Source organism: Spirosoma jeollabukense, assembly GCF_054777855.1.
The window spans coordinates 54,989-81,731 of record NZ_BAAHAD010000009.1; the positions used below are offsets into that span (position 1 = coordinate 54,989).

Annotated in this window: 16 protein-coding genes; 10 read left to right on the plus strand and 6 right to left on the minus strand. The window is 50.2% G+C overall.

What is annotated here, in order from left to right:
- Positions 1–18 precede the first annotated feature (18 nt).
- From ACYVEA_RS25760 to ACYVEA_RS25775, 4 genes are all read right to left on the minus strand, one after another.
- On the minus strand, positions 19–609 hold the full coding sequence (locus ACYVEA_RS25760) for an RNA polymerase sigma factor (RefSeq protein WP_461116304.1): 591 nt from the start codon (positions 607–609) through the stop codon (positions 19–21).
- Between the two features lie 382 nt (positions 610–991).
- Positions 992–2,323 (minus strand): xylose isomerase, encoded by a 1,332-nt coding sequence (xylA, locus tag ACYVEA_RS25765; RefSeq protein WP_461116305.1) that lies wholly within the window; start codon positions 2,321–2,323, stop codon positions 992–994.
- Between the two features lie 250 nt (positions 2,324–2,573).
- The gene (locus tag ACYVEA_RS25770) at positions 2,574–3,260 is read right to left on the minus strand and encodes an NUDIX hydrolase (RefSeq protein ID WP_461116306.1); all 687 of its coding nucleotides are present in this window, start codon (positions 3,258–3,260) and stop codon (positions 2,574–2,576) included.
- Between the two features lie 51 nt (positions 3,261–3,311).
- Positions 3,312–4,334 carry a LacI family DNA-binding transcriptional regulator gene (locus ACYVEA_RS25775; protein WP_461116307.1) on the minus strand — a complete coding sequence of 341 codons (1,023 nt, stop codon included), beginning with the start codon at positions 4,332–4,334 and terminating at the stop codon, positions 3,312–3,314.
- A gap of 432 nt (positions 4,335–4,766) precedes the next feature.
- Between ACYVEA_RS25775 and ACYVEA_RS25780 the strand changes: the two genes are divergently transcribed.
- The 5 genes from ACYVEA_RS25780 to ACYVEA_RS25800 all read left to right on the plus strand — a co-directional run bounded on the left by ACYVEA_RS25780 (position 4,767) and on the right by ACYVEA_RS25800 (position 15,712).
- Entirely contained in the window at positions 4,767–8,018 is a 3,252-nt protein-coding gene (locus ACYVEA_RS25780; RefSeq protein WP_461116308.1) for a SusC/RagA family TonB-linked outer membrane protein, read from the plus strand.
- Between the two features lie 14 nt (positions 8,019–8,032).
- Positions 8,033–9,847, plus strand: a complete 1,815-nt coding sequence (locus ACYVEA_RS25785) for a RagB/SusD family nutrient uptake outer membrane protein (protein WP_461116309.1) — start codon at positions 8,033–8,035, stop codon at positions 9,845–9,847.
- 152 nt (positions 9,848–9,999) lie between these two features.
- Complete coding sequence (locus ACYVEA_RS25790; protein WP_461116310.1) at positions 10,000–11,088, plus strand: endo-1,4-beta-xylanase; 1,089 nt, start codon at positions 10,000–10,002, stop codon at positions 11,086–11,088.
- Positions 11,089–11,235: 147 nt separating this feature from the next.
- Positions 11,236–13,743, plus strand: a complete 2,508-nt coding sequence (locus ACYVEA_RS25795) for a glycosyl hydrolase 115 family protein (protein WP_461116311.1) — start codon at positions 11,236–11,238, stop codon at positions 13,741–13,743.
- Complete coding sequence (locus tag ACYVEA_RS25800; RefSeq protein WP_461116312.1) at positions 13,730–15,712, plus strand: sialate O-acetylesterase; 1,983 nt, start codon at positions 13,730–13,732, stop codon at positions 15,710–15,712. The genes ACYVEA_RS25795 and ACYVEA_RS25800 overlap by 14 nt, the downstream gene beginning before the upstream one ends.
- On the opposite strand, the gene ACYVEA_RS25805 is transcribed toward ACYVEA_RS25800, so the two are convergent.
- Positions 15,651–16,274: a peptidoglycan-binding domain-containing protein gene (locus tag ACYVEA_RS25805; RefSeq protein WP_461116313.1), complete on the minus strand. Its 624-nt coding sequence runs from the start codon at positions 16,272–16,274 to the stop codon at positions 15,651–15,653. The two genes, ACYVEA_RS25800 and ACYVEA_RS25805, sit on opposite strands and share 62 nt — an antisense overlap.
- 257 nt (positions 16,275–16,531) lie before the next feature.
- Entirely contained in the window at positions 16,532–17,767 is a 1,236-nt protein-coding gene (locus ACYVEA_RS25810; protein ID WP_461116314.1) for a PQQ-dependent sugar dehydrogenase, read from the minus strand.
- 448 nt (positions 17,768–18,215) lie between these two features.
- Here ACYVEA_RS25810 and ACYVEA_RS25815 point away from each other — a divergent pair, with 448 nt between their 5' ends.
- From ACYVEA_RS25815 to ACYVEA_RS25835, 5 genes are all read left to right on the plus strand, one after another.
- A complete protein-coding gene (locus ACYVEA_RS25815; protein WP_461116315.1) occupies positions 18,216–18,602 on the plus strand; it encodes a hypothetical protein in 387 nt (128 codons plus the stop codon).
- A gap of 263 nt (positions 18,603–18,865) precedes the next feature.
- Positions 18,866–19,336 (plus strand): hypothetical protein, encoded by a 471-nt coding sequence (locus ACYVEA_RS25820; protein WP_461116316.1) that lies wholly within the window; start codon positions 18,866–18,868, stop codon positions 19,334–19,336.
- A 72-nt stretch (positions 19,337–19,408) separates the two neighbouring features.
- Positions 19,409–20,077 carry a Dps family protein gene (locus ACYVEA_RS25825; protein ID WP_461116317.1) on the plus strand — a complete coding sequence of 223 codons (669 nt, stop codon included), beginning with the start codon at positions 19,409–19,411 and terminating at the stop codon, positions 20,075–20,077.
- Between the two features lie 58 nt (positions 20,078–20,135).
- Positions 20,136–22,289, plus strand: a complete 2,154-nt coding sequence (gene katE / locus ACYVEA_RS25830) for a catalase HPII (protein ID WP_461116318.1) — start codon at positions 20,136–20,138, stop codon at positions 22,287–22,289.
- Between the two features lie 95 nt (positions 22,290–22,384).
- Positions 22,385–26,743 (plus strand): CusA/CzcA family heavy metal efflux RND transporter, encoded by a 4,359-nt coding sequence (locus tag ACYVEA_RS25835; protein ID WP_461116319.1) that lies wholly within the window; start codon positions 22,385–22,387, stop codon positions 26,741–26,743.

The following is a 26,743-nucleotide window of genomic DNA, read 5'->3' on the forward strand; positions in this document are numbered from 1 at the left end:
GCCCGGATGATACCCTTCTTAAAGCAAATTTTTTTGAAAAAAAATGCAAATAGTCAAAAACGTGTGGACAAGCCACTGATTGCGAAGCTTGCTAAGCGCTTTCTGTAGAAAATTGGAAACTGACTGCCGGTTTACATTCATCACTTCGGCGATTTCCGGTATGGATAAGCTTTCGTAAAAGCGTAAATAAAGAGCCTCCCGTTCGCGCGCTGGCAAAGAGGCTAACTGAGCCTGGATGGCGTTGGTGAGTAAGGTGAGAGATTCCTGTTGAATCAATAATGTTTCGGAGTCCGTTTCCTCCGCTATCGAACTGTCCCAATCCATTTCTTCATGGTTCAGCCGTTTCTGACTCCGCACGTACTGAAGGATATGATGCCTGAGCGCTTTTAATAAGTAATGCCTAACCGACTCTGTGTCATTAATTTGTAAGCGATTCTGCCAGAGTTGTAAAAACAGTTCCTGAATACAGTCTTCGACGACAACTTCACCGACCATGAATTTTAGGCCATAGTGCCTTAGCGTGCGATAGTAACGTTCAGCCAATTGACCAAATGCCTGCTTATCGCCCTGACGGTATAAGTGCCATAACACGTGGTCTTCCGGAGTCATCAAGTTTAGAAATATATAGCTAAGCTAAAAATAAGAAAAAATATAAATATACAGTAAATTGTACAATAAATAGACTATCTCTTTGAGATAATTATTTGTCTTCTTCCTATATCTCCGGCGATTTATCTACACACATCCATTTTAAATCCATCCAAAAATACAGTCGGCATATGTATTGAGAATAGCTCCACTGGATTCCAGTGGAGCTTTACCAATTACTAACCTATGATAAAGTCTAAGGGTCTTACGGCCACCTGTTAAAGGGCTTTAACGCTAAGTATCAACCGTTTATGTAGGGGCAGCCTCAATCACTTTCCCTTAAAGGATCACTGGCGTTTAGGTTTCTACCAAGCCTTATGGTTCAAGGACAGGCTTTTTCAGGTTAGATATATTGATTGATGATGCTTTCGAGCCATTCCTGCTTGCCACTACGTTGTTTTGGTTCGCCGTTTTCGAGTGTGTAGCTCCGTAGGTCTTCCAATGTCAGTGTGCCGTCTTCAAACGCTTTTCCCTGACCATTATCGAAGGATGCATATCGTTCCTGACGAAATTTGAGGTAGTCGGAATCTTGTAAAATGGCATCGGCCACGATGAATGAACGGGCGAAGGCATCCATGCCGCTAATGTGAGCGACAAACAAATCCTCCAGATCAGTCGAGTTCCGGCGCACTTTTGCATCAAAATTAATCCCGCCGGGTCTAATACCCCCTGCCTGATGAATCACTAAAGCGGCTTCCACCAGTTCGTAGAGGTTTATTGGGAACTGATCTGTATCCCAGCCGTTCTGGTAATCGCCCCGGTTGGCGTCGATACTGCCCAGCATACCCGCATCAGCCGCAACCTGCAGTTCATGATCGAATGTATGACCCGCCAGCGTCGCGTGGTTGACTTCAATATTCAACTGAAAATCTTTGTCCAGACCGTATTGACGCAGGAAGCCAATGACCGTAGCCGCATCGTAATCGTACTGATGTTTAGTAGGTTCCATCGGTTTTGGTTCGATAAAGAACGTGCCTTTGAACCCCTGCTTACGGGCATAATCTCTGGCGATGGTCAGGAACTTCGCCAGGTGTTCGACCTCCCGCTTCATGTTGGTGTTCAACAGCGACATGTAGCCCTCCCGTCCACCCCAGAACACGTAGTTTTCACCGCCCAACGCGATGGTTGCATCAATGGCGTTTTTTACCTGTGTTCCGGCATAAGCCAGCACAGAAAAATCTGGGTTGGTCGATGCTCCGTTCATGTATCGTGGATTCGAGAATACGTTAGCCGTACCCCACAGCAACTTCACTCCACTTGCCTGCTGCTTCTGCTTGCCATACTCAACGATCTTCTGCAACCGGCCTTCGTACTCACTCGCCGACGATCCCTCATCGACCAGGTCGATGTCGTGGAAACAGTAATAAGGTGCATCGATTTTGGTAATGAATTCGAAGGCTGCGTCCATTTTCAGTCGGGCCCGCACATTGGCATCGTTGTCCTGATCCCAGGCGAAAACACGCGTTCCCGGGCCGAAGGGATCACCACCTGCTCCAGTGAATGTATGCCAGTAACTGATGGCAAAGCGCAACTGCTCGCGCAGGGTTTTCCCGCCAATAACTAAGTCGGGGTTGTACCATTTGAAGGCTAGCGGATTTTTGGATTTAGGGCCTTCGTAGCCAATAGCACCAATGCCTTTGAAATACTCCTGATCGCCTAACGTGATCGTCGACATGATTTGGTAAGTAGTTTTTTATGGTTTTGTGTTGGGTTGACAAAATCAAAACGGCCTATCATCAGGCAATCATCCAGTAAACCCGCTGCTTCAATGCGGCTGATTCTGTCCATTGATTTATTCGTGTAAATTTTACACTAATAATTTAAATGTCAAATCGACACATAAAAATTTTTACAAAAAAATCTGGTAATAGGTTCTACGAAAAACCTGGAACCAGACATACAGGAAGCTCGGACTGCAAACCTGCTCAGGAAGGAATAAAATTTAAGAAGGAGTCCGTATTCTGTTGGTACTTAGCCATATCAACCTGATAATAGTAAGCCCCACGTTTCGAAAAGCCCTTCTGTTTTTCATTGAGCTTGATCAACAGATTCGTCGAAAGAATTTTCCGGCTGAAGTTGCGCTTATCGAAGTCTGTGTTGTAGATAGCGTCGTACAGTTTCTTCAATTGAGGAATCGTAAATTTATCGGGTAACAGTTCAAAGCCAATGGGGTGCTGTGCTGCTTTATAGCGTAACCGCCTTATAGCCAGCTCAACCATGTCACCGTGGTCGAACAATAAGGGGGGCAAGCTGTAGATGGAAAACCAGTGGGCCTGAAATGTCTCCGAAATTTTCGACTCATAATCCGCGACTTTAACCAATGAGAAGTACGCTACCGATATGGTGCGGACAATTGGGTCGCGGTGTGGATCGCCAAAGGCAAACAATTGTTCGAGGTATACATTGGTTAGCCCGGTAAGTTCAAACAAAATGCGGGCTGCGGCTTGTTCGAGGCCTTCATCAGGTTGTAACCATCCCCCCATTAGTGACCAGGTTTTCTCCTCTACACCACGTTTAACTAATAATACCTGTAAGCTTTCACCATCGAATCCGAAAATAATGGAGTCAAGGGCCAGCAAATAAGGATGTTGCTGCTTGTATTGATCTAACATAAAAGGCTAGGGCATACCATAGGATACCCTTGTAAAATACGTACTATCGGGCTATCTATTTCGCTGTGACGAGCCTCTGACAATCAATTCGTAATTTAGCAGAATCATATTAGTATTACTTAGTCGCAATAAGCCATTCAGGTGATTTATTAAATTTTGTGCGGCTATTTCACCCATTTCCTGGCCAGGGTATTGAATAGTTGTCAGACCTGGATCGATAACCAATGAAACGGGATCATCATTGAATCCAACAACGGCAATGTCGTTCGGAATGGAAAAGCCACTCTGTTTTAAGGCGCCCATACACGTTACTGCACAAAAGTCACTGGCGATGAAAAGGCCATCGGGCGGATTAGCCATACCCTTGATGGACTCGGCGACAGCAAGGCCGTCCTGACGGGTCAGATTTGTATAGCGTTCCAGCTCATTCCCGCTGGGCAGCCCATGTTCAATCAGGGCCAGTCTGTAGCCTTTGAGCCGGTCACTATACACATTCCGTTTCAGGCTACCCGATACGTGCATAATCCGCTTGCAGCCCTGTTCAATTAGATGGCAGGTTGCATCGTATCCTGCTTTCTGGTTGTCGATGACAATGTTTGTACAGTTTTTTTGGGTCAGTACCCGATCGAACAGGATCAGAGGAATTCCTTTTTTAAAGAACGTATTGAAATGGTCGAGATTTTCTGTGTCGGATGCCAATGAAACCAGTAACCCGTCCACCCGGCTATCGAACATGGTTTTTGCGTTCGCCACTTCTTTTTTTACCGATTCGAGCGACTGGCTGATAATCAGATTGTAATTGCTTTCATTAGCTACTTTCTCCATGCCTGACAACACCGCCGACATAAAGGCACTGTCTAGCCGGGGAACAATTACGCCAATGGTATTGGTCCGTTGCCGACGCAGATTACTGGCAAACATATTAGCCCGGTACCCCATTTCCATCGCCTTGTCGGCAATGATCGCTTTGGTATCCTGACTAATGGCCGGATGGTCGTTTAAGGCCCGGCTTACCGTTGCCGGGGAAAGTTGCAACTGTTTGGCTATATCGTAAATAGTAATATCCTTCTGCATGGCGGGGTGATTGCTCAAGGCAATGAACAAAGTAAAACTTAAAACTAGTAACGCTTTATGCAATCGGTTGAGCACGATTGACTTCTACTTAGCTGATGCACGGCCTAAACCCGTTTAAATTGATTTTTAGCCAGGATTTGAGCCTGTCAGAAGGCCAAATCAATCGAAAACGTGTAGAGCACTCACAATATTACGAAAAACGAATAAGATTTTACTGTGAAAAAATTGTTATGCAACCGATTGCTTTATAAATTTTATAGTAAGAACTTTACAGAGTATTAGGCCATTATAGTCTCCGTTGGTTAGGAAAGATTGCTTCTCAATTACTTTTTCAAATGTGTATTCAGCCCGTTAGGCGCCTGGCTTGTCGCTTCAATGTTCGACATGTAGTCTCAATCCATAGCCGAAGAAAACTTTAACTCAAACAGATTTATGTACTATTTTTTACTGAACCGCTACGTTAGGAGCAGGTTGATGAAAATTTCGGGCATACAACTAGTGCTTGCCCTTTTCCTAACCCATGTGAGCTTTGCCCATAACGGCAAGGTGAAGGCTTCCCGCGAAATCAATACGGAAGCTAAGGTCGATAAACAACTGACTGGCCGGGTTACGGCTGAAAACGGGGAGGGTTTACCGGGGGTCAATATTCAGATCAAGAATACGCCCCGAGGAACCACTACCGACGTGAACGGTAACTATAAACTAGCTATTCCTGAAGAAGCGGGGACGGTACTTGTTTTTTCCTCCATTGGTTTTACGACGCAGGAGGTGACGGTAGGCGCTCGATCTGTCGTCAACGTTACGCTGGCGACAGATGACAAGACCCTTAGCGAGGTGGTCGTTGTCGGGTACGGAACGCAACGCAAACGCGATGTGACGGGCGCGGTGGCTTCGGTTACCGAAACGACCCTGAAAGAAGTACCCGCCCCGAACCTGGTGAATCAGTTAAAAGGCCGGGCTGCCGGAGTTTCCATCACGAGTAATGGCTCTACTCCGGGTTCTCAGGGTCAAATTCGAATTCGGGGAAACCGTACGCTGACGAACACGGCTACACCGGGAGTGGCTGATGCCCTGGATGGTCCGTTGGTAGTGGTGGATGGAATACCCTATAATGGCCTGAATGATCTTAACCCCGATGACATTGCCAACATCGAAATTTTGAAAGACGCATCGGCCACAGCGATCTACGGTTCGCGCGGAGCGGGTGGGGTATTACTGGTGACAACAAAGCGGGGCAAAACCGGCAAGCCCGTTATCAGCTACGATGGTTATCAAAGCGTTACGTCGATCATGGGCAAATATCCGGTGTACAATGGGGCCGAATACGCGCAGTTTAAAGCGGATGCCGCTACGTATAACCGGTCAGCAGCCGGTACGTCGTCTTACGCACTAACTCAGGCCGAGAAAGACGCACTGGCCGCTGGTGTTTCGACGGATTGGCAGGATTTGATCTACCGGAAGGGCTATACGACCAATCATCAGTTGGGTGTGCAGGGCGGCACCGAAACCACGCAGTACGGCATGAATGTTGGCTATTTCCGGGAACAGGGTATTATTCCGAACCAGAATTTTAGCCGGTTCAATATCCGGGCCACCATCGATCAGCGGATAAGCAGTCGGGTTAAAGTCGGGTTAAACACGCTGAATACACTGACTTACACGAATACGCCCGGCGGTGGGGGAGTACCCTCGGGTCTGGTACGGCTAACACCCCTGGCTTCGCCCTATAATGCCGATGGCAGCGTAAATCTGACGCCCGCCGTTGGTTCGATTGATGCCGCCACGATTAGCCCGTTAACGCTGATTACGAAAAACAATGCCATACTGGACCGCTCCCGCTCCATTCGAACCTTCAATAGCCTCTACGCGGAAGTGAATATTATCGATGGATTACGGTATCGGTTCAACGCCGGATTAAACTACAGCCAAGGCGCGGGCAATACCTATGCCGGGCCGTTAACGTACGTCAATACGGCTACGGTACAGTCATCTTCTACGGCTAGAGTTACCAATACGGAAACCTGGAATTACGATTTACAACACCTGTTGTACTACGACAAAACCATTGCTCAGAAGCACAAAATTGGGTTCACGGGCCTGTTCGAAGTTGTCAAAGATCACTCACTGGGCAATAATTTCAGTGTAACCGGTGTTCCAGCCGATTACATCAACAGTGCCAATTTCGGACTGGCCAGTGGTACTCCCCTGGCCGATCCAGCCCTGCAATCGTTCACGGAACAGGGGCTGATTTCCTACATGGGCCGTGTAAACTATAGCTACGCCGATAAGTACCTGCTAACGTTTACGTTGCGCCGGGATGGCTCGTCTACCCTGTCGCCGGGCAACCAGTACTTCAATTATCCGGCAGTGGGCCTGGGCTGGAACGTAGCAGAAGAGGGATTTATGAAGGGCGTTAGCTGGGTCACTAACCTAAAACTGAGAGGGGGCTTTGGCGTGTCGGGTAACCGAAACGTGAGTCCCTACTCTACCCTGGGTGCTTTGTCGGCGGGGTATTACAATTTCGGTTTGGGGACCGCAGGTCAGCAACTGGCCTATACGGTTACCAGTTTGCCGGCAACTAATTTAGGATGGCAATCAACCTCCCAACTGGATATCGGTGTTGATTTCGGCTTGTTCAGCAACCGCGTCACAGGTAGCATCGACTATTATAAGCAGCAAACAAAAGACATTCTGCTATCCGTACCATTACCAGCCAGTAACGGGGCAGGCTCTACGCTGAAAAACCTCGGGCGAACTGAAGGAAAAGGTATGGAGGTTTCCGTAACCGTTGACGCCATCCGGAATCCAAAAGGGTTTAACTGGAGTGCGGATGTAGTTTTCTTCTTCAACCGGGAAAAAATCACCCAGCTCACCACGCCCGCTGAGCAATCCAACATCGGGGCAGGCTGGTTTGTCGGTCAACCGCTGAGTGTTATCTACGATTACAAAAAAATTGGTATCTGGCAGACCGCCGATAAAGAAAATGGTACGTTGGCCAAGCAAACGTCACCGGTTCAATATCCAGGTCAAATCCGGATTGAAGATGTCAATGGTGACGGAAAAATTGATCCGGCTGACCGGCAGATTCTGGGTAACTTCCAGCCTAACTGGGAAGGGGGTATAACCAACCGGTTCAGCTACAAAGGATTCGATCTGTCTGTTGTTACGTTCGCCCGGATGGGTATGAAGGTGGTGGTCCCTTACCTCACCGGCAACTCGGGCGGAGCGGGTGGTTTCCCCTTCTTCAACCAGGGACGTGCCAATCAGGTGAAAGTCGATTACTGGACGGAAACGAATCCGACAAATGCCTTCCCGGCGCCCGATGCAAACAATGCTGTCGCCTATTTTGCCTCGACGCTGGGCTATTACGATGGTTCGTTCATCAAGATCAGAAGCATCAACCTGGGGTACACCTTCTCCAGTGCACTAATCAAAAAAATCGGGATGAATTCGGCCCGGGTTTATCTCAACGCCACCAATCCGCTTATCCTGTATTCGCCACTGGTCCACGATCACCTGGCTATAGACCCGGAGGGGAACGGTTATGCCGGTAATGCTGGCGACAATGGGGCAACCGTAACGACAGGGGCAGGTAATGCGGGCACGCCAGCCAGGGCGATTGTCGTAAACATGAATAATCCCCCCGTACGGCAATTCACCCTTGGCGTAAACCTCAAATTCTAATTGTCAACACGATCATGAAAAACATAAAAGTTGGGTTTATTCTCGGTCTGATCGCCTTGTCTGGCACGGGCTGCGAAAAAATACTGGAAGAGCATCCACAATCCCAGGTTGTTCCTACTTATTTTAATAGTCCGTCTGGTGTATTAGGGGGGATTGCCGGTGTTTATAACGATATCCGGTCCGATTGGGGTACCGAAGGGTTCACGGTAGAGATGCAGGTGGGAACCGATGAGTTTATACAGGGAGCCAGCTCGGGCGGAGGGCCTGCTTATACCTACAATGGCCTGAACGGGAGTAATTTTGGTGCTGCCTGGAATGTGGCCTTTCAGGATATCAACACGCTGAATGGGGTACTGCAATACGGACAAACGGTTGATTTGCCGGATGCTACCCGCAAACAGTATCTGGCCCAGGCCAAGTTTCTGCGTGGCTTCTGGTATTTTTATCTGGTGCAGACTTTCGGCGATGTGCCGCTGCATACAACCTTCATTACGGTTCCTTCTCAGGCCGATACGCGTCAACCGGTGGCTCAGGTATACGAACAGATCATCAAGGATCTGACCGAAGCGGCTGCCGATTTACCCAACCAGCCTACAGCGCCGTTTCTGGGCAAAGCGGCTACTAAACCGGTGGCGCAACTGCTGCTGGCCAAGGCTTATCTGACCCGTGGCTGGCTGAACAACACGGCGGCTGATTTTACGCAGGCGGCTGCTATTTGCGCGGATATTATCGCCAACAAAGCTACGTACGGTCTCGATTTGTGGCAGGATTTCGGCGATGCCTTTGTACCGGCCAACGATTACGGCAAAGAAACGATGTTCGTCAGCGACCACGTAGCGGATCCCAAATATGGCTACTATTCAGTGGGTGGAGCACTCGCTGGTGGGGCCGCTCAAAACCTGACGCCCTGGTTTACTCAGTGGAACTATCCGACAAACAGCACGATCAACGCGTATAAAACGGCCGCTGGAACGTTGACCTTTGCCGGTCCTTCCAGTATGATTCGGGATTCTTACTATGGACGGCCTTTCGTCCGGATGCGCCCCAACAGCGACAAGGTGAAAACAGGCGATAATGCCGGTAAGAGCTACTTCCTGGATCAGGCTTTCGTAAAACGGGACGTCGACTCGCGCTATGCCAATTCGTTCTTCACTACGTATATCGCCAACACGTCCGCGACCAACACACCGACGGCTGCCAACAACAGCCGGGGCATTGGTTACTCAACCGTAGTTGGTCAGGATACCGCGGTTTGGATGCCTGATTTCGAGGTGGCTGGCGCGCCCCAATTTGTTGGTACACGCCCCTTCAAAGGAATTGTTGTGCCGCCCAGCTTGTGGAACAACGCGATTTTCCCCGCCCTGAAAAAGTTTATGGACCCAAGCCGGGGATCTAACTTCAATGACCCGTCTACCCGGCCGGTCGTTTTGTACCGTTTCTCGGACGTTTACATGACGGGGGCCGAAGCTTATTTTAAAGCTGGTGATGCCACAAAAGCAGCCGCGTTGATCAACGTAGTGCGGCAACGGGCGGCCTACCGCAAGACGAACACCGCAGTTCAGAATGCTGCGGCCGTAACAGCGATGACGATTACACCGGCTGACGTAACTGTAGACTTTATTTTGGATGAACGTAGCCGCGAATTCTTTGGCGAATGGCAGCGCTGGCTTGATCTGGTTCGGACCCGCTCGCTGGTTCGGCGCGTAAAAGCCTGGAATCAGGAAGCGGCTCCCTACGTACAGGATTATCATTTGCTACGTCCCATTCCGCAAACACAAATCGATCGGGTGGTTGAAGGGCCTAAGTTCCCGCAAAATCCTGGTTATTAAGCCTCTTTGTACGCTGGATAACAACTGAAAAATGAACAATGTCCCTGATGATTTCCAGTCGGACATTGTTCATTTTTTATTCAAAGGGTCCATGTTGTTGACCATTCTGTTGAAAGTGAATTCTTGTCCTGAAGCAATTACACTGATTACTCATGAAAAAAATAACCGGGTTAGCCATTTTCATCGGCAGCTTTATTGTGCTGGGAGCCACGTTGCGACCTGTCAATCCATTGGCTCAGCCAACGTTAAAAGAAGCGTACAAAAACTTTTTTCCGATTGGCGTGGCCGTCAATCCGCGTATGGTACAGCCTGGCCCGGATGCCGAACTGATTAAAGCCCAGTTCAACAGCATGACGCCTGAAAATGCGATGAAAATGGGACCGATTCATCCCGAAGAGAACCGCTACAACTGGAAAGAGGCCGACATCATTGCTGATTTTGCCCAGCAGAATAACATCAAGCTACGGGGCCATACGCTCTGCTGGCACAATCAGACACCCCGTTGGTTTTTCACCGACTCAACGGGCAAAACCGTGAGCCGGGAAGTGTTACTGACTCGCCTGAAACGACATATCACCGACGTAATGGGGCGGTATAAGGGTAAAATTTATGCCTGGGACGTAGTGAACGAAGCCGTTCCTGATACCGGGACCAGCCTGTACCGTAAATCGAAGTTTTACGAAATTATCGGCGAAGACTACATCGAAAAAGCGTTTCAGTACGCCCACGAAGCCGACCCATCCGCACAATTGTTCTACAACGATTACAATACGGAAACGGCATCCAAGCGGGACCGGATTTATCAGGTGCTGAAGAAATTGAAAGATAAGAAGGTGCCTATCAACGGGGTGGGTTTGCAGGCGCACTGGTCCATTTACGAGCCTACCAAACAGGAACTGGAGGAGTCCATCAATAAATTCGCCAGCCTGGGCCTGAAGATCCAGTTTACGGAGGTTGACGTATCAGTGTATCCCAAAGAACACGAACGCCGGGCTCGTCGCGATACTGACAAAAGCGAATTTACACCCGCGATGAACGATCAGCAGGCGGCTCATTACAAAATGCTGTTCGACGTATTTCGCAAGCACCGCGACAAAATCACCGGCGTTACGTTCTGGAACCTGACCGACAAGTATTCCTGGCTGGACAATTTTCCGGTCCCCGGCCGTAAAGATTATCCTCTGCTGTTCGATCAGAATGGCCAGCCGAAGAAAGCGTACGAGAGCGTCGTGAAGTTCTAACGGCAGCCTACTCACCCCTAAGTCCCCTAAAGGGGACTTTGTTTACTCGCAAGCCAAGTCCCCTTTAGGGGATTTAGGGGTGAACGCAATCAGAAGAATAACTCTGAACAGCCTCAAACATTTTTAACTACACAACGTCAACAAAGAATGAAAATAAAGCTAATTGTTGGCTTCTTAACACTCTGGCTTTCTGCTACTAGCTGGGCTCAGGGAATCCTTGCTGATAAATCTTCTTTTGCCGTTACCGAGGCTGCGATTTACGTCGATTCCAGCGAACCCGAACTCGTAAAAACAGCCGCAATGCTTCTGCAGCAGGACATTGAACAGGTGACCGGGAAAAAGATACCCATCGTTACGTCGGTTGGCCAGGTACGCAAAAACGTCATTGCCATTGGCACCATTCAGCAGTCTACTTTCCTGAAACAACTGGCATCGCAGCACAAAATCAGTACGGAAGCTATCGATGGAAAATGGGAAGCGTCGCTGACACAAACCATCCGCAACCCAGTTGAAGGGGTGAACCAGGCCCTGATCGTGGTGGGCAATGATCGGCGGGGCACGGCTTATGGCGTGTTCGAACTGTCGAAACAATTCGGCGTTTCGCCCTGGTACTGGTGGGCCGACGTGCCCATTCAGAAGCGACCGGAAATCTATATCAAAAGCGATGTTAGCGTAACGGACGCGCCGAGCGTAAAATACCGAGGGCTGTTCATTAACGATGAAGCGCCAGCGCTCTCCGGCTGGACCAAGGAAAAATTCGGTGGGTTCAATCACAAATTCTACGAAAAATTTTTTGAGCTGGTGCTTCGGCTGAAAGGCAATTACATCTGGCCCGCCATGTGGGGCAACGCTTTTTATGCCGATGACTCGCTGAACATAAAAGCAGCTGATAGATACGGCGTTGTCATTGGTACGTCGCACCACGAACCGCTGATGCGGGCGCATGACGAATGGCGACGAGTTGGCGGTGGTCAATGGAATTATGAAACCAACAAAGACAAGCTGCAACAGTTCTGGCGGGATGGCATTAAGCGGGCTACCAACGAAAAGATCGTGAGTGTGGGCATGCGCGGGGACGGCGATGCGCCGATGTCGCGGGAAACCGCTACGGCCTTGCTAGAACGGATCGTGGCCGATCAACGGCAAATAATCAGCGACGTAACGGGCAAACCGGCCGCCGAAACTCCGCAGCTATGGGCGTTATATAAAGAGGTTCAGGATTACTACGACAAAGGCATGCGGGTGCCGGACGACGTAACGCTACTGCTTTCCGATGACAACTGGGGGAACCTCCGTAAACTGCCCCGACTGGATGAAAAACCCCGCAAAGGCGGCTATGGCATTTACTATCATTTCGATTACGTCGGCGGTCCTCGTAACTACAAATGGCTGAACACCAATACGTTGCCCCGAATTTGGGAGCAGATGCACCTCGCCTGGGAATATAAGGTTCGGGATATCTGGATTGTGAATGTCGGTGACATCAAGCCTATGGAATTTCCAATCTCCTTTTTTCTGGACTACGCCTGGAATCCGGAAAAAATTGATGCCGACGACTTGATGGCTTACACAGAACATTGGGCGGCTGACCAGTTTGGGAAACAACCTGCCAAAGACATTGCTTTCCTGCTGGCGAAATATGGAAAATACAATGCCCGCCGGAAGCCGGAATTGCTCGATGCCAACACGTACAGCTTGCCCACGGGTGAATGGAAAACCGTAGTTGACGAGTGGACGGCCCTGCTGAAAAGAGCCGAAGCCATAAATAACGTACTACCGGCTGCGTATAAAGACGCTTACTTTCAGTTGGTACTGCATCCGATAAAAGCTTGTGCCAATCTGAATGCGATGTATTACTACGTAGCGCTAAATAAGCAGGTGTATGGAAACAAGCTGAAAGAAACCAACTGGTACGCCGATAAAGTAAAGGAGTTGTATGCCAACGATTCGCTTATTACGTTGCAATACCATCAGCTCAACAACGGCAAATGGAATCACCTGATGAGCCAGACCCATATTGGCTATACGTACTGGCAACAGCCCGACCGGCAAAAAATGCCGACAGTGGAGTATATCCCGTCTGATTCGGCGGTTGCGGGCAACGCTACGCCCGTTCAGATTGCTAACCGGGGGATGTCCATTGATGCCGATCGGTATACTAAAGCCGTAAACACCAATGGCGTCACTTGGAAAGTCTTACCCGATCATGGCCGAACCGGCTCAGCTATTACGCCTTTCCCGGTGACGGTGAGTGAACAAAAACCCGGCAATAATTCGCCACACGTACAGTACGATGTTGTCATGGATCGCGCGGGTGAGTTTACAATAAATGCCTATTTTTCCCCCACATTGAATCTGTTCAGGGACGAAAACGGCCTGCAATACGCCATGTCGGTGGACGATGAAGCGCCACAGATCATCAGCCTGAATAGGGAAGATAAAACCAGCGACAAAGGCATCTGGAATAAATGGGTGTCGGAGAACATTATTATCAAATCGACGACCCATAAAATTGCTAAAGCCGGCAAGCACACCGTAAAATTCTGGATGGTGAACCCGGGTGTTGTGCTGCAAAAACTGGTACTGGATTTTGGTGGTCTGGAGCCGAGCTACCTAGGACCGGAGGTAACCGTGAAAAACAATGCAACGAACTAATCAGATGTCGTCCAGATTTATTTCCGTCGTTGGAGTAAGCTTCCTGGTGCTGCTCTTGGCAATAAGCACAGGCGTTCAGGCCCAGCTTCGTTTACCCAAATTAATCAGCGATGGTATGGTGCTGCAACGGGATGCTACGCTCAAAATTTGGGGATGGGCAACTCCCGGCGAACGCATCACCGTACGGTTCAATAAAAAGAGCTACAAAACCGTGACGGCGGCTACTGGGAAATGGCTGCTTACGCTGCCGCCCATGCCAGCGGGTGGCCCTTACAGCATGGCGATTGTAGGGAATACCCAGCTTACCGTGAAGGATATTCTGCTGGGTGATGTCTGGTTTTGCAGTGGACAAAGCAACATGGTTCACCAACTGAATATTCACGACGTAACGTATGCCAAAGAAATCAGGGAAGCCAACTACCCGCAAATACGCCAGTTCTGGATACCAACCCTGACAAACCTCCAAGCCCCACAGAGCGATCTGCCGAATGGGCAATGGAAATCAGCTGTCGGTGAAGATGTCCGGCCGTTCTCCGCCGTGGCGTATTTCTTCGCCAGAAAACTGTATGATAAGGACAAGATACCCATTGGCATCATTAACGCCAGCGTGGGCGGTACGCCCATCGAAGCCTGGACGAGTGAAGAAGGACTTCGGGATTTTTCTGACCTGAAAGCGGCCATTGAGAAGAACAAAGACACGACCTATATCAATCGTCTGACGCGGCCCGGCCTTACCCAACGTCAACCCGCCACGGTGAACAAACCCGGCCCGCCCGTCGATTTAGGGATGGCAAGCACCACAAAATGGTTCGACGTTTCGTACGTTCCCAAGGGCTGGCGACCGATTAACATTCCCGGGTATTGGGAAGATCAGGGAGTTAAAGACCTGAATGGCGTCGTGTGGTACCGAAAAGAAATCGATATACCTTCTTCGATGATGGGTAAGCCTGCCAAAGTTTTTCTGGGCCGAATCGTTGATGCTGATGAGTTGTATATCAATGGTAAATCGGTCGGAAAAACCACCTATATGTATCCGCAGCGCCGATACAACGTAGCATCTGATGTATTAAAAGCGGGCAGGAACGTCTTTGTGGTACGGGTCACCAACAACGCCGGTAAAGGGGGCTTCGTGCCCGATAAGCCATACTGTATTTTCGCGGGTGCCGACACCGTCGATCTGAAAGGAACCTGGCAGTATAAAGTGGGTACTGTCTACCAGCCCTTTGCCGGGAGCAACATAGGCGGGGGCATCAATGCCCAGAACCAGCCAACGGCGCTGTATAATGCCATGGTAGCCCCAGCCATTAACTATGCGATCAAAGGCTTTTGCTGGTACCAGGGCGAAAGCAATACGGGTAAACCGCAGGAGTACGAAAAGTTACAGATAGCGCTGATCAATGACTGGCGAAACCAGTGGGGACAGGGGCCGTTGCCGTTTCTGTATGTCCAGCTTCCCGGCTTTATGGACTATAACTACCAGCCAACAGAAAGCAACTGGGCCGTGCTGCGGGAAGCGCAACGTAAGGCCTTATCGGTTCCCAACACAGCCATGGCCGTAGCGATCGACCTGGGAGAATGGAACGATATTCACCCTGATAATAAGAAAGATGTGGGCGAACGACTGGCACTGGCTGCGTTGAAAACGGCGTATCACAAAAACCTCGTTTCTTCGGGTCCATTGTACCAGTCATCGGCTATCGACGGCAACAAAATCGTACTTAGCTTTACGAATGTCGGCAGTGGGTTGATCGCTAAAGACGGGGAAGTGCTGGGTGAGTTTGCCATTGCGGGCGCTGATAAAAAATTTGTTTGGGCCAGGGCTAACATTGAAGGTAATAACGTAGTGGTTTGGAGCGACGACATTCCTTCCCCTCAATACGTTCGCTACGCCTGGGCCGACAATCCGGTCAATCCAAACCTGTACAACAAAGAGGGGTTACCGGCTTCCCCCTTCCGAACCGACCCATAGAGTAGGTTTCCACACTTAGTATTAATAAGCCACCGGAGGCCGCTGCGATCGCTTGTTTAATGACGCCCACACTAGCTTCGGCTGAACTCTTCGGGGGTACATCGAAGATGAGCATATTCGGCTTGAAAGCGTCTGCAGACTGTTTCGCCCAGCCACGGAAGGTTTTGTTGCTCTCCGAGACAATGGCTGATTTGGGTGTAGTCGGTGCTGTAATGCCAAAGGCTAGAACAGGATGGAACTGACGGCGTTCGAAGGCTCCCATTTCCGTGTCGAGCGCTAGCATGGTCATACGCCCAACAATATCATCTGCCTGGGTCTGATAGCTTGGATTGATAATTTGCCGTTTTCGTTTATAGGTCAGTACGGCTTGGGCAGTGCTGGGACCATATAATTTTTGACTCTGCTCATCAACCGAAATGATGGCCGTATCCAACGCCATCAGCGCTCCCTGGATTAGCGTAACGTAATCCCCCCGGTCGCCTTTTTGAACGTGGGCTGGGTCGGAAACCAGACATTGGTCAAGGCGCGCATTGCCCTTGAACCAGGTGGAAGTATTCGCCATAATAACTTGATTGCTGAAAGGAAATGCTGAAAAAGATGCTAGTCGACCAACGTACTATGAATAGTCGTTTTTACTGGAGATTCAGCAAACAGAATGTATAAGGCCGTTTTGTGGAATAGACTTTACATAGCCAATCGGCAACAGCCTCACACAACGACTTCTGGCAACGTAATTCCTCATAGTCTCGCGCTAAATAATAAAAAAAGCCTGCATCCTGTAAATAACCAGGATGCAGGCTTTGCTTACGGACGTTGCCCTTATGGCTTGTAGCTCACCCGGTAAATAACGCCGTTGTTATCATCGGAGAAGAGCAAAGAGCCATCAGGCATTGTGGCAATGCCCACTGGTCGGCCAAACTGGGACTGGTTATTGTCCACCAGAAAACCCGTTATAAAGTCGTCAATACGCGTGGGTTTACCATTGTCAAAGTGGACACGTACTACGTTATAGCCCGAAGGCTGTGTGCGGTTCCATGATCCACGCATCGTAACAAACGCATCGTTTTGATACTCGGCGGGGAAATTACTGGCTGCCCCCGTGCTTCCCGTATAGAATACCAGGCCAAGCGGAGCCGCATGCGCATTGTAGGATAAGACTGGCAACGTCGTTTTAGCCAGAATCTGAGCGTAGGTCGTATCTCCCATTGGTCGGGGATGCGGATTGTAATTGCCATCCCCATAAATATATGGCCAGCCGTAAAAAGCCCCTTGTTTGAGTTGATTGAACTCTTCTTTTTGCTGTTCATCACCCAGCCAGTCAATGCCGTGGTCGAAACCGTAGAGTTCTTTGGTTTGAGGATGCCAGCCAAAACCAATCGTATTGCGAAGCCCCCGGGCAAAAATAATACGGCCCGTACCGTCGGGATTAGCCCGCAGGATCGTCGCGTTTTCAGGGTTGGAATCAGCACAGGCATTGCAAGTACTGCCCACAGTTATATACATGAATCCATCAGGACCAAAAGCAATGGTTCGATTGGGGTGCTGTCCGGCATCGGGTAAGTTAGTAATTAGTGTCTGTGGCTGCCCCAATGTACCGTCAGACTTGATATCGGCCCGGTAGACTTCGTGAATGGCCACCAGATACATCTTGTCGGTGTAAATCGTGATGCCGTGAACATCCTTGATTGTGGCCACCACCTGCTTTTGATCAGCCTTACCATCGGCATTTGTATCACGTAGCAGTGTAACGGTACCGGCCTCACGGCTGGTCACGTAGACATTACCAGAAGGGCTGACGGCCAGCATCCGGGGCTTACCGAGTTGGTCCGCAAACTTGGCAAGACTAAAGCCAGCAGGTACTTTAAGCTGGGCTACTCGTTGATCAGTAGCGTCGACCAAAGCCGGTTCAAATATATTCCCTTCCACCTGCGCTGACGTTGGCTGTTTGTTGGTCTCAGGAATCTGCGTATCAAAAGGTTCATCTTTACTACAGGCCAGGAGTAAAGACGTCATCACAAAGCCAACAAAAAGAGTTGGTGGTACCACATTTTTCATAGGACTATTCCGTTTGATGTTGAGTAAGCTGACGGAACTGCTTCAAATCGATGGGACCCAAGAGAGGTATCACCCAAGCAGCGTCTTGATTTTCGTAGGCTAACCAGTCAATACATTTTTCCCGCTTAAAACTAGCTGCCATTATGGTGCTGGTCTCGAGATACGTCAGGCACTACCAGACCAGGGCAACGGGCAGTAGTCTGTCTATGGATGCCGTTCGGGTGAAAGACGTCAGAAAATGAATAAGAATGAGTCAGTTTACGTCGTCTTATAACCTGCCAATTGTTTACCTGTGCTGAAATGTGAGGATTCGGTCCAGAACGTACTGTTCTCTAGCCATCATCAACGTCATGTCTAATTCTGTCTATTTCTAAATTAGACTGCTTTTTAGGCTTACTCAAACATTCTGACAATCTTTACTGTATAGCCTACATCAGTGACAGGTTTTATGAAATCAATGGTTGCTTTTTTGCTGGCGGGCCTGGTACTGGGAAGCAGTTTGCTACCCGGTTTTGGCGTCGATCAATCGGCTAAACTGGTCGATTTGATTCAGCATTACCAGGAGCATCGGCAGACCGAACCTGAGCTTAGCTTCCTTGATTTTATAGTGATGCACTATGGCGTAAATTCCGAACACCATAAGCACCCCAACCATTCGCATCAGAATTTGCCGTCCAGCAATCACTCCGTGCCCGTTTATACACCTGGCGCCATTCGACTGGCCGCGATCTTCCCGGTGCAGTTCCTGGTCTCAACAAAAACCGATTATTTCCGTAAGGCCGATTTATATACTTTTCTGACGGTTTTTGCCCTGATCAATCCTCCCCGAGCGTAATTTCTCTGCGCCCCAGTCCGAAGTGGGTCCATACGTATCGTATGCGTGACCCTCGCCCAACTCTATGTTTGTCTTTTCGTAAATCAGTTGTTTTCCGTAGCTAACAACATAGGCTACGCTTTAGCTACCGATTTATTCAGTTCGCTCAATGCAGACGCACTGGACGCGACTGACTAACCTGTCTCGTTGATGCGAAGTGGCATCAACGACGCTCTTACCCAACTGAACATCAGTTCCCTGGCCTACTAATCAATTCGTTTCGTATGCATCTCAATGGAGCACACTGGCACCTACTGGTGAATCACTTCCCAATTGTTGGCAGCCTGCTGGCGACTATTATACTGGGCTATGGCCTTGTTGGTCGCCATGAGGCCATCATTCAACTCAGTTTTGGGTTGTTCATTCTGATGGGCATCGCGACCCTGGTTACTAACCAAACGGGTGAGGGTGCGGAACATTACCTGAAATCAATCCATGCGCTGGACCGGCCACGACTGCGCGTTCACGAAGAAGCGGCTGACGTAGCTAATATCGGCATGTATTTGATCGCCGTCCTATCCCTGCTCATGCTGAGCTGGCAGCGGGTGAAACAATGGCGGTTTTTGCCCACCCTGATCTTCATTATCTCGCTAATCACCTGCGGTTTGATGGCCAACGTGGGCCGTTTGGGTGGACTCATTATGCACACGGAGTTGCGCGATGAATCACCCAGTGTTGTTCCGGCTAAAAAGTAGCTCATTTCGTATGAATGCCAAGTACTTTTTATATAAACAGTTCATTTTTAAAACTCAACTTAGTCAATTGTTATGGAAATTCAGTCGAACGTCGATCTGTTCAGAACGCTGAAAGTACGTATCGCCAGTGGTGTATTTGCCCTGGCCCTGGTAGTACAACCTGCGCTGGCGCAAACTCGTCGTGCCGGAGCACCACCACCCGGTAACGCCACCACTGCCGGGCCGAGTACGCAATCCGGCTCGCAACTGGGCAACTACCGGAATGAAAAAGCGGATCAGTGGATTCCGCTGGAGGCCGACAAGAGACAGGCGATCAACACCGATTTACAAGCTACGGTAGTCGAGTTGCTGGAGCTTTTCCACGACGCCAAACAGTCCCATTGGAACCTGCGGGGACCTCTTTACTTTCCCCTGCACGAAAAATTGCAGGAGTATGCGGATACGTACCGGGAGCAGGGGGATTTATTAGCGGAGCGCCAGTTGCAGATTGGGATTCCAACAGATGGCCGTACCGAAACGATTGTGCAAACCGCAAACCTACCCAAGTTTCCGGCTGGCTTCCTGTCGGATCGGCAGGTACTTGACATTATGACCGAGCGCATTTTTACTATTGCCAAACGGGTGCGGCAGCGGGTGGAGAGTACCAGTAAAAATGGTGATGAAGTCACATCCAACAAGTTTCAAGACCTGAGCTATCTACTTGATAAACAGGTTTGGCAATTCCGGGTCCACATGCAGTAACAGAACCAATCAACTGAATAATGCTCAATAAAAATAAACCAAACAAACCCCAACTAGTATGAGTACGCAACAGAATCAGGAGAATACCAACGATAAACTAAACGAGTTAGGCAGGAATCGGGAAGACAGTACCGATCAATTCCTGACAACCAATCAGGGTTTACGTATCAACGACGATCAAAATTCGCTCAAAGCCGGGCCACGGGGCGGCACGCTGCTGGAAGACTTTATTCTCCGCGAAAAAATTACGCACTTCGATCATGAGCGCATACCCGAACGTATCGTTCACGCCCGGGGAGCGGCTGCACATGGCTATTTTCAGGTCTATGAACCCCAGACTGAGTTAACGAAAGCTAAATTCCTGGCAGACCCTTCCGTTAAAACACCTGTATTTGTGCGGTTCTCGACCGTAGCGGGTTCGCGGGGGTCATCCGATCTGGCCCGCGACGTTCGGGGCTTTGCGGTTAAGTTTTATACCGAAGAAGGCAATTTTGACCTTGTCGGCAACAACATGCCCGTCTTTTTTATTCAGGATGCCATCAAGTTTCCGGACTTCGTGCACGCGGTCAAACCTGAACCTAACAACGAAATTCCGCAGGCCGCTTCGGCACACGATACGTTCTGGGATTTCATTTCGATTACGCCCGAGTCGATGCACATGATTATGTGGGTCATGTCGGATCGGTCTTTGCCCCGCAGTTACCGGATGATGGAAGGGTTTGGCGTCCATACGTTCCGATTTGTCAACGCGGCAGGTAAAGCCCGCTTTGTCAAGTTTCACTGGAAACCCCTGCTGGGCGTGCATTCAGTCGTATGGGACGAAGCACAACTTATTTCGGGCCGGGACCCCGATTTCCATCGGCGTGATCTGTGGGACTCGATTGAGGGCGGTGCCTATCCGGAATGGGAACTTGGCGTTCAGATCGTGGAGGAGGAAGATGAGCACAAATTCGATTTCGACTTGCTGGACCCTACCAAACTCATTCCCGAAGAGCTGGTGCCTGTTATCCGGATTGGTAAAATGACACTCAATCGCAATCCAGACAACTATTTTGCCGAAACCGAGCAAGTGGCGTTCCACTTGGGTCATCTGGTGCCAGGTCTTGATTTTACCAATGATCCGCTCTTGCAGGGTCGTCTGTTTTCCTACACGGACACACAATTGAAGCGCCTGGGTGGTCCGAACTTTCACGAGATCCCGATCAATCGACCCATTGCTCCGGTACATAACGGTCAGCGCGACGGACACATGCGTCAGACCATTAACACCGGCCGAACCAGCTACAGCCCGAATACATTGAGTGGTGGCTGTCCGTTTCAGGCGGGCCAGGACATGGGCGGTTTTACGAGCTACGCCGAACGGATCGATTCTCACAAAGTGCGTGCCCGTAGCAAAAGCTTCATAGACCACTACAATCAGGCTAAATTGTTCTGGAATAGTCAGTCCGATGCCGAAAAAACGCATTTGGTTAAAGCCCTGCGCTTTGAACTGGGCAAAGTGGCGGTTGAAGAAATTCGGAAGCGAATGCTCATCCACCTTTCTCAGATTGACACGACGCTGGCCACGCTTGTTGGCGAAGGGCTAGGACTTGATGTACCATCGGCGGAGGGTGTACAGCTAAACCTAGGCGTTCCAGCCGATGCAAATCCCGCTGATTATCAGTCGAAAGGTGCCCGTTCGGATGTCGGTAGTTCATCGGCGTTGAGTATGGCGAATCCACCTAATATTGGCATTAAAACGCGTCAGGTAGCCATTTTAGCCGCCGATGGTGTTGATAGAGATGCGCTGGAGACAATGAAAAAGACTCTATCGGCAGCCGGTGCCATTATCGCTATCGTTGCCCCGCGATTAGGATTCCTCAAAACGTCAACTGGTGAAGCCGTCAAGATTGACGCTAGTTTACAAACGGCTGCGTCGGTGGTATTTGATGCCGTTTTTGTTCCTGGTGGTTCCAAAAGTATTGAGTCACTCAGGCAGGAGGCCGATGCGATCCGGTTTGTTTACGAAGCATTCATGCACTGTAAAGCGATTGCGGCTACTGGTGAAGGCGTTGACTTATTGCAGGCGGCTGCCCATTCGGGAGCCGAAAAATTGTTGATTAGCGACGGAGTTATTACCAGTACGAAGTCGAAGTCGGATGAGGTTCCTGAAAAATTTATTGAGGCCATTGCCCGGCACCGTTTCTGGAGTCGGGAGAAAACACTTGTGTAAGACTGACGTGTATGTATGTCAACTGGGCCGCCGGAAGGTGACCCAGTTGACTACGTTTCAATAGACTTTCCTTTACCATCTTCCCACCTGCCTCTATGCTCAATGCGATTATCCATTTTTCTATTCGTAACAAACTCATTATCGGGTTGTTCACCCTGGCGCTGGTAGGATGGGGAATATGGTCGGCGACTCAGTTGCCCATTGATGCCGTGCCCGATATTACCAATAATCAGGTGCAGGTTATCACCAGTAGCCCATCACTGGCAGCCGAAGACATCGAACGGCTGGTCACGTTTCCGATTGAAGTAAGTCTGTCCAATATTCCGGGTATCACCGAATTACGCTCGTTCTCACGCTTCGGGCTATCGATTGTTACTGTAGTTTTTACCGATGCTACCGATGTGTACTGGGCTCGTCAGCAGATCGCCGAGCGGTTGCAGAACGTAGTGGGTCAAATTCCGCCGGGAGTTGGTACGCCCGTGATGGCGCCGGTCACGACGGGGCTGGGCGAAATTTTCCAGTATACGGTTGTCCCTAAAAAAGGTTACGAAAATAAGTACTCACTCACGGATCTTCGGACCATTCAGGACTGGACCATCCGGCGCGGATTGCTGGGTACGCCCGGCGTAGCCGATGTTAGTGGCTTTGGCGGTTTGTTGAAGCAGTACGAAATCGCGGTCGATCCCGATCGACTCCGTAGCGTAGGTATTACCATCACAGACATTTTCACCGCGCTCCAACAGAACAACCAGAATACAGGGGGCGCTTATATCGATAAAAAACCCAATGCCTTTTTCATTCGATCTGATGGCCTGATCCGGTCGGCCGATGACATTGCCGATATTGTTATTCATTTGAATACGAAGGGCTTGCCTGTACGGGTGCGTGATGTGGCGCAGGTGACGATCGGTTCGGCGGTACGGTATGGTGCCGTGACACGTAACGGCGAGGGCGAAACCGTGGGAGCGGTAGTGATGATGATTAAAGGGGACAACTCTTCGGCTGTCATCAAACGAGTTAAAGCCAAAATTGCTGAAATTCAGAAGACCCTTCCCGCAGGTGTACAAATTATTCCCTTTCTGGATCGAACGAAAATGGTCAATAGTGCCATCGGAACCGTGGAGCGCAATTTGCTGGAAGGCGCAACCATTGTCATTTTCGTGCTGGTGCTCCTGTTGGGTAATTTCCGGGCGGGATTCGTTGTGGCCTCCGTCATTCCACTGGCGTTGTTGTTTGCCATTTCGATGATGAACCTGTTTGGTGTGTCAGGTAACCTGATGAGTCTGGGCGCGATCGACTTCGGATTAATCGTGGATGGCGCCGTCATTATTGTCGAAGCGACCCTGCACCACATTACCGGGCGCAACAAAGACAAAACCCTCACACAGGACGAAATGGATGAGGAAGTCTTTCTGTCGGCGGGGCGTATTCGTTCATCGGCGGCTTTTGGGGAGATTATCATCCTGATCGTTTACCTGCCGATTCTGGCCCTGTCGGGGATCGAGGGCAAGATGTTTCGACCGATGGCCCTGACCGTTGCCTTCGCCATTCTGGGTGCATTCATCCTGTCGCTGACCTACGTACCGATGATTTCGGCCCTGATGCTGAATAAGACCATCGTGCACAAAGAGACGTTTTCGGACAGGATCATGAAACGGATTCAGCGCGTGTATGAACCGCTACTGCTACGTTCCCTGAACCACCGACTGCTCATTCTAAGCAGTGCCGTGGCCCTGCTGGCGCTAACGGTTTTCCTATTCACCCGTATGGGTGGCGAGTTTATTCCGCAGCTCGATGAGGGTGATTTTGCGGTCGATACCCGGACACTGACGGGCAGTTCGCTGTCCGAAACCGTAGATGCTACCACCAAAGCACAGCATATATTACTGAAACAGTTTCCGGAGGTAGAACAGGTGGTTGGCAAAGTCGGCTCCGGCGAAATTCCCACCGATCCAATGCCGATAGAAGCGTCGGATTTAATGGTCATTCTTAAGCCCAAAGATGAATGGACGTCGGCGACAACCCGCGATGAACTGGCCGGAAAAATGGCCAAAGCGTTATCGGTGATTCCGGGCGTAACCTTCGGCTTTCAGCAACCGGTGCAGATGCGCTTCAACGAACTGATGACGGGTGCCCGGCAGGACGTAGCGCTGAAAATTTACGGCGATGACCTGGCGCAACTGACCAAACTGGCCGACGAAGTGGGTAGCCTTGTACGGACTATCGACGGCGCGAAAGACCTGTATATTGAGCAGGTGGGGGGCCTGTCGCAAATTCTGATCAAACTCGATCGGGCTCAGATTGCCAAGTTTGGTCTTAACGTAGCGGATGTCAACCGAGTCATTAATACGGCCTTTGCCGGACAATCGGCGGGGCTGGTGTTTGAAGGCGAAAAACGCTTTGATCTGGTCGTGCGGCTGGCGGCCGATAAGCGCCAGAGCATAGAAGACATTCGTAACATATACGTAGCAACGCCTGCTAACCAGCAGATTCCGCTCAGTCAGATTGCGCAGGTTAGCCTGGAACAGGCACCCAACCAGATTCAGCGGGACGATACGCACCGGCGTATTACGCTGGGTTTCAACGTACGGGGCCGCGACGTCGAGAGCATTGTCGCTGAGTTACAGCAAAAGGTCGGTCAGCGGATCAAGTTTCCACCGGGTTATTCAATCACCTACGGCGGGCAGTTTCAGAACCTGGTGGATGCCAAGAAACGCTTGACCGTTGCTGTACCGATTGCCCTGGGGTTGATTTTTGCGCTCCTGTTTTTCACCTTCAGTTCCGTTCGACAGAGCCTGCTAATCTTCATGGCTATCCCGATGGCGGCCATCGGGGGCGTGTTTGCGTTGCTGATTCGGGGGATGCCCTTCAGCATCTCGGCGGGCGTGGGATTCATTGCCCTCTTCGGAGTGGCCGTGCTCAACGGGATTGTCCTGATCGCCGAGTTTAACCGACTGCGCCACGAAGAAGGCTTAACCGACTTAACGGAAATTATCCGACAGGGGGCTGAAGTCCGGCTTCGGCCCGTAATCATGACGGCGCTGGTAGCCTCGTTTGGTTTTATCCCGATGGCTATTTCTAACTCGGCTGGAGCCGAGGTGCAAAAACCACTGGCTACCGTTGTGATTGGCGGTCTGCTCACCGCTACGTTGCTGACTCTCATTGTGTTACCCATTTTATATTCGCTGTCGGAGCGAAAATCGGTGGAGAAAGAAGCGCAGAACGCCCGTAAGCCGGGCGCAAAATCAGTTACTTCGGCAGCCGTAATAGGCCTGCTACTCCTCGTCTTGCCCCTGCTTTCGGGGTGCGGATCGGGCAGTGCCAGGAGCGATGCTGAAGGACAATCCGAAAAAACGGATTCCGCCAGCGTAAAAAATGATTCTGCAGCCGCCGGGCCAGTTCGTGTTTCGCTCACACAAGCCCAATACAACGTAGCTGACATAAAGCTGGGCCAACCGTCATTACGCACGCTGAGTACCACCCTGAAAGTGAACGGTACCATTGACGTTCCCGCTCAGAACATGATGTCGGTTTCGGTGCCGTTTGGGGGATATATCCGACAAATCAACCTGGAGCCCGGTATGAAGGTGCGTAAAGGACAGCCGCTGGTGGTGCTGGAAAATCCTGACTACATCCAGCTTCAGCAGGATTATCTGGATACCAAAGCTAAGCTGGAATACGCCGACCTGGAATTTGCCCGCCAGCAGGAGTTAATTCGGGACAATGTCAGCGCCCTGAAAGTCTTTCAGCAAGTCCGCTCGAACCGGCAGAGTTTACTGGCGCAACTGGCCGGAATGGCCCAGCGCTTAGCCATCTTACGGATTAATCCGGCTAAGCTAAGCCCGGACCAGCTTACGCGTACGGTCACGATTCCCTCACCCGTATCGGGATTCATTACCAATGTACCGGTCAATAACGGCCGGTTCGTTAACCCGGCCGATGTGCTGGTTGAGATCACCAACGTCGATCACCTGCACGTCCAGCTCAGCATTTTCGAGAAAGACATCAGCCGGATTCATACCGGGCAGGTCGTTCGATTTGGTATGGGAGGAGATGCGTCGCTGGTACACCGAGGGGAGATTTTCCTGATCGGCAAGTCTATTGCCGCTGACCGTACTATTTCTGTGCTGGCTCATCCTGACGGGTATGCCGACGATTTTATTCCGGGGGGCTACGTATCGGCTCAGATTGACGTGAAAACGCAGCCACTCACGGCGCTACCCGAATCGGCGGTGGTCAGTTATGGCGGCAAATCACTGATCTATGTGCTGGAAAAAAAGGCGGCTAACTCGGCTACGTATCAGTTTCGTCAGGTTGAGATCAAAACGGGTGTACGGGAGAACGGCTATGTAGCGGTTACGCTACCGCCCGATGTAAACCCCCAATCAATGCCGATCGTGCTGAACGGAGCCTACAGTTTACTCGCCAAACTAAACAACAGCGAAGAAGAATAA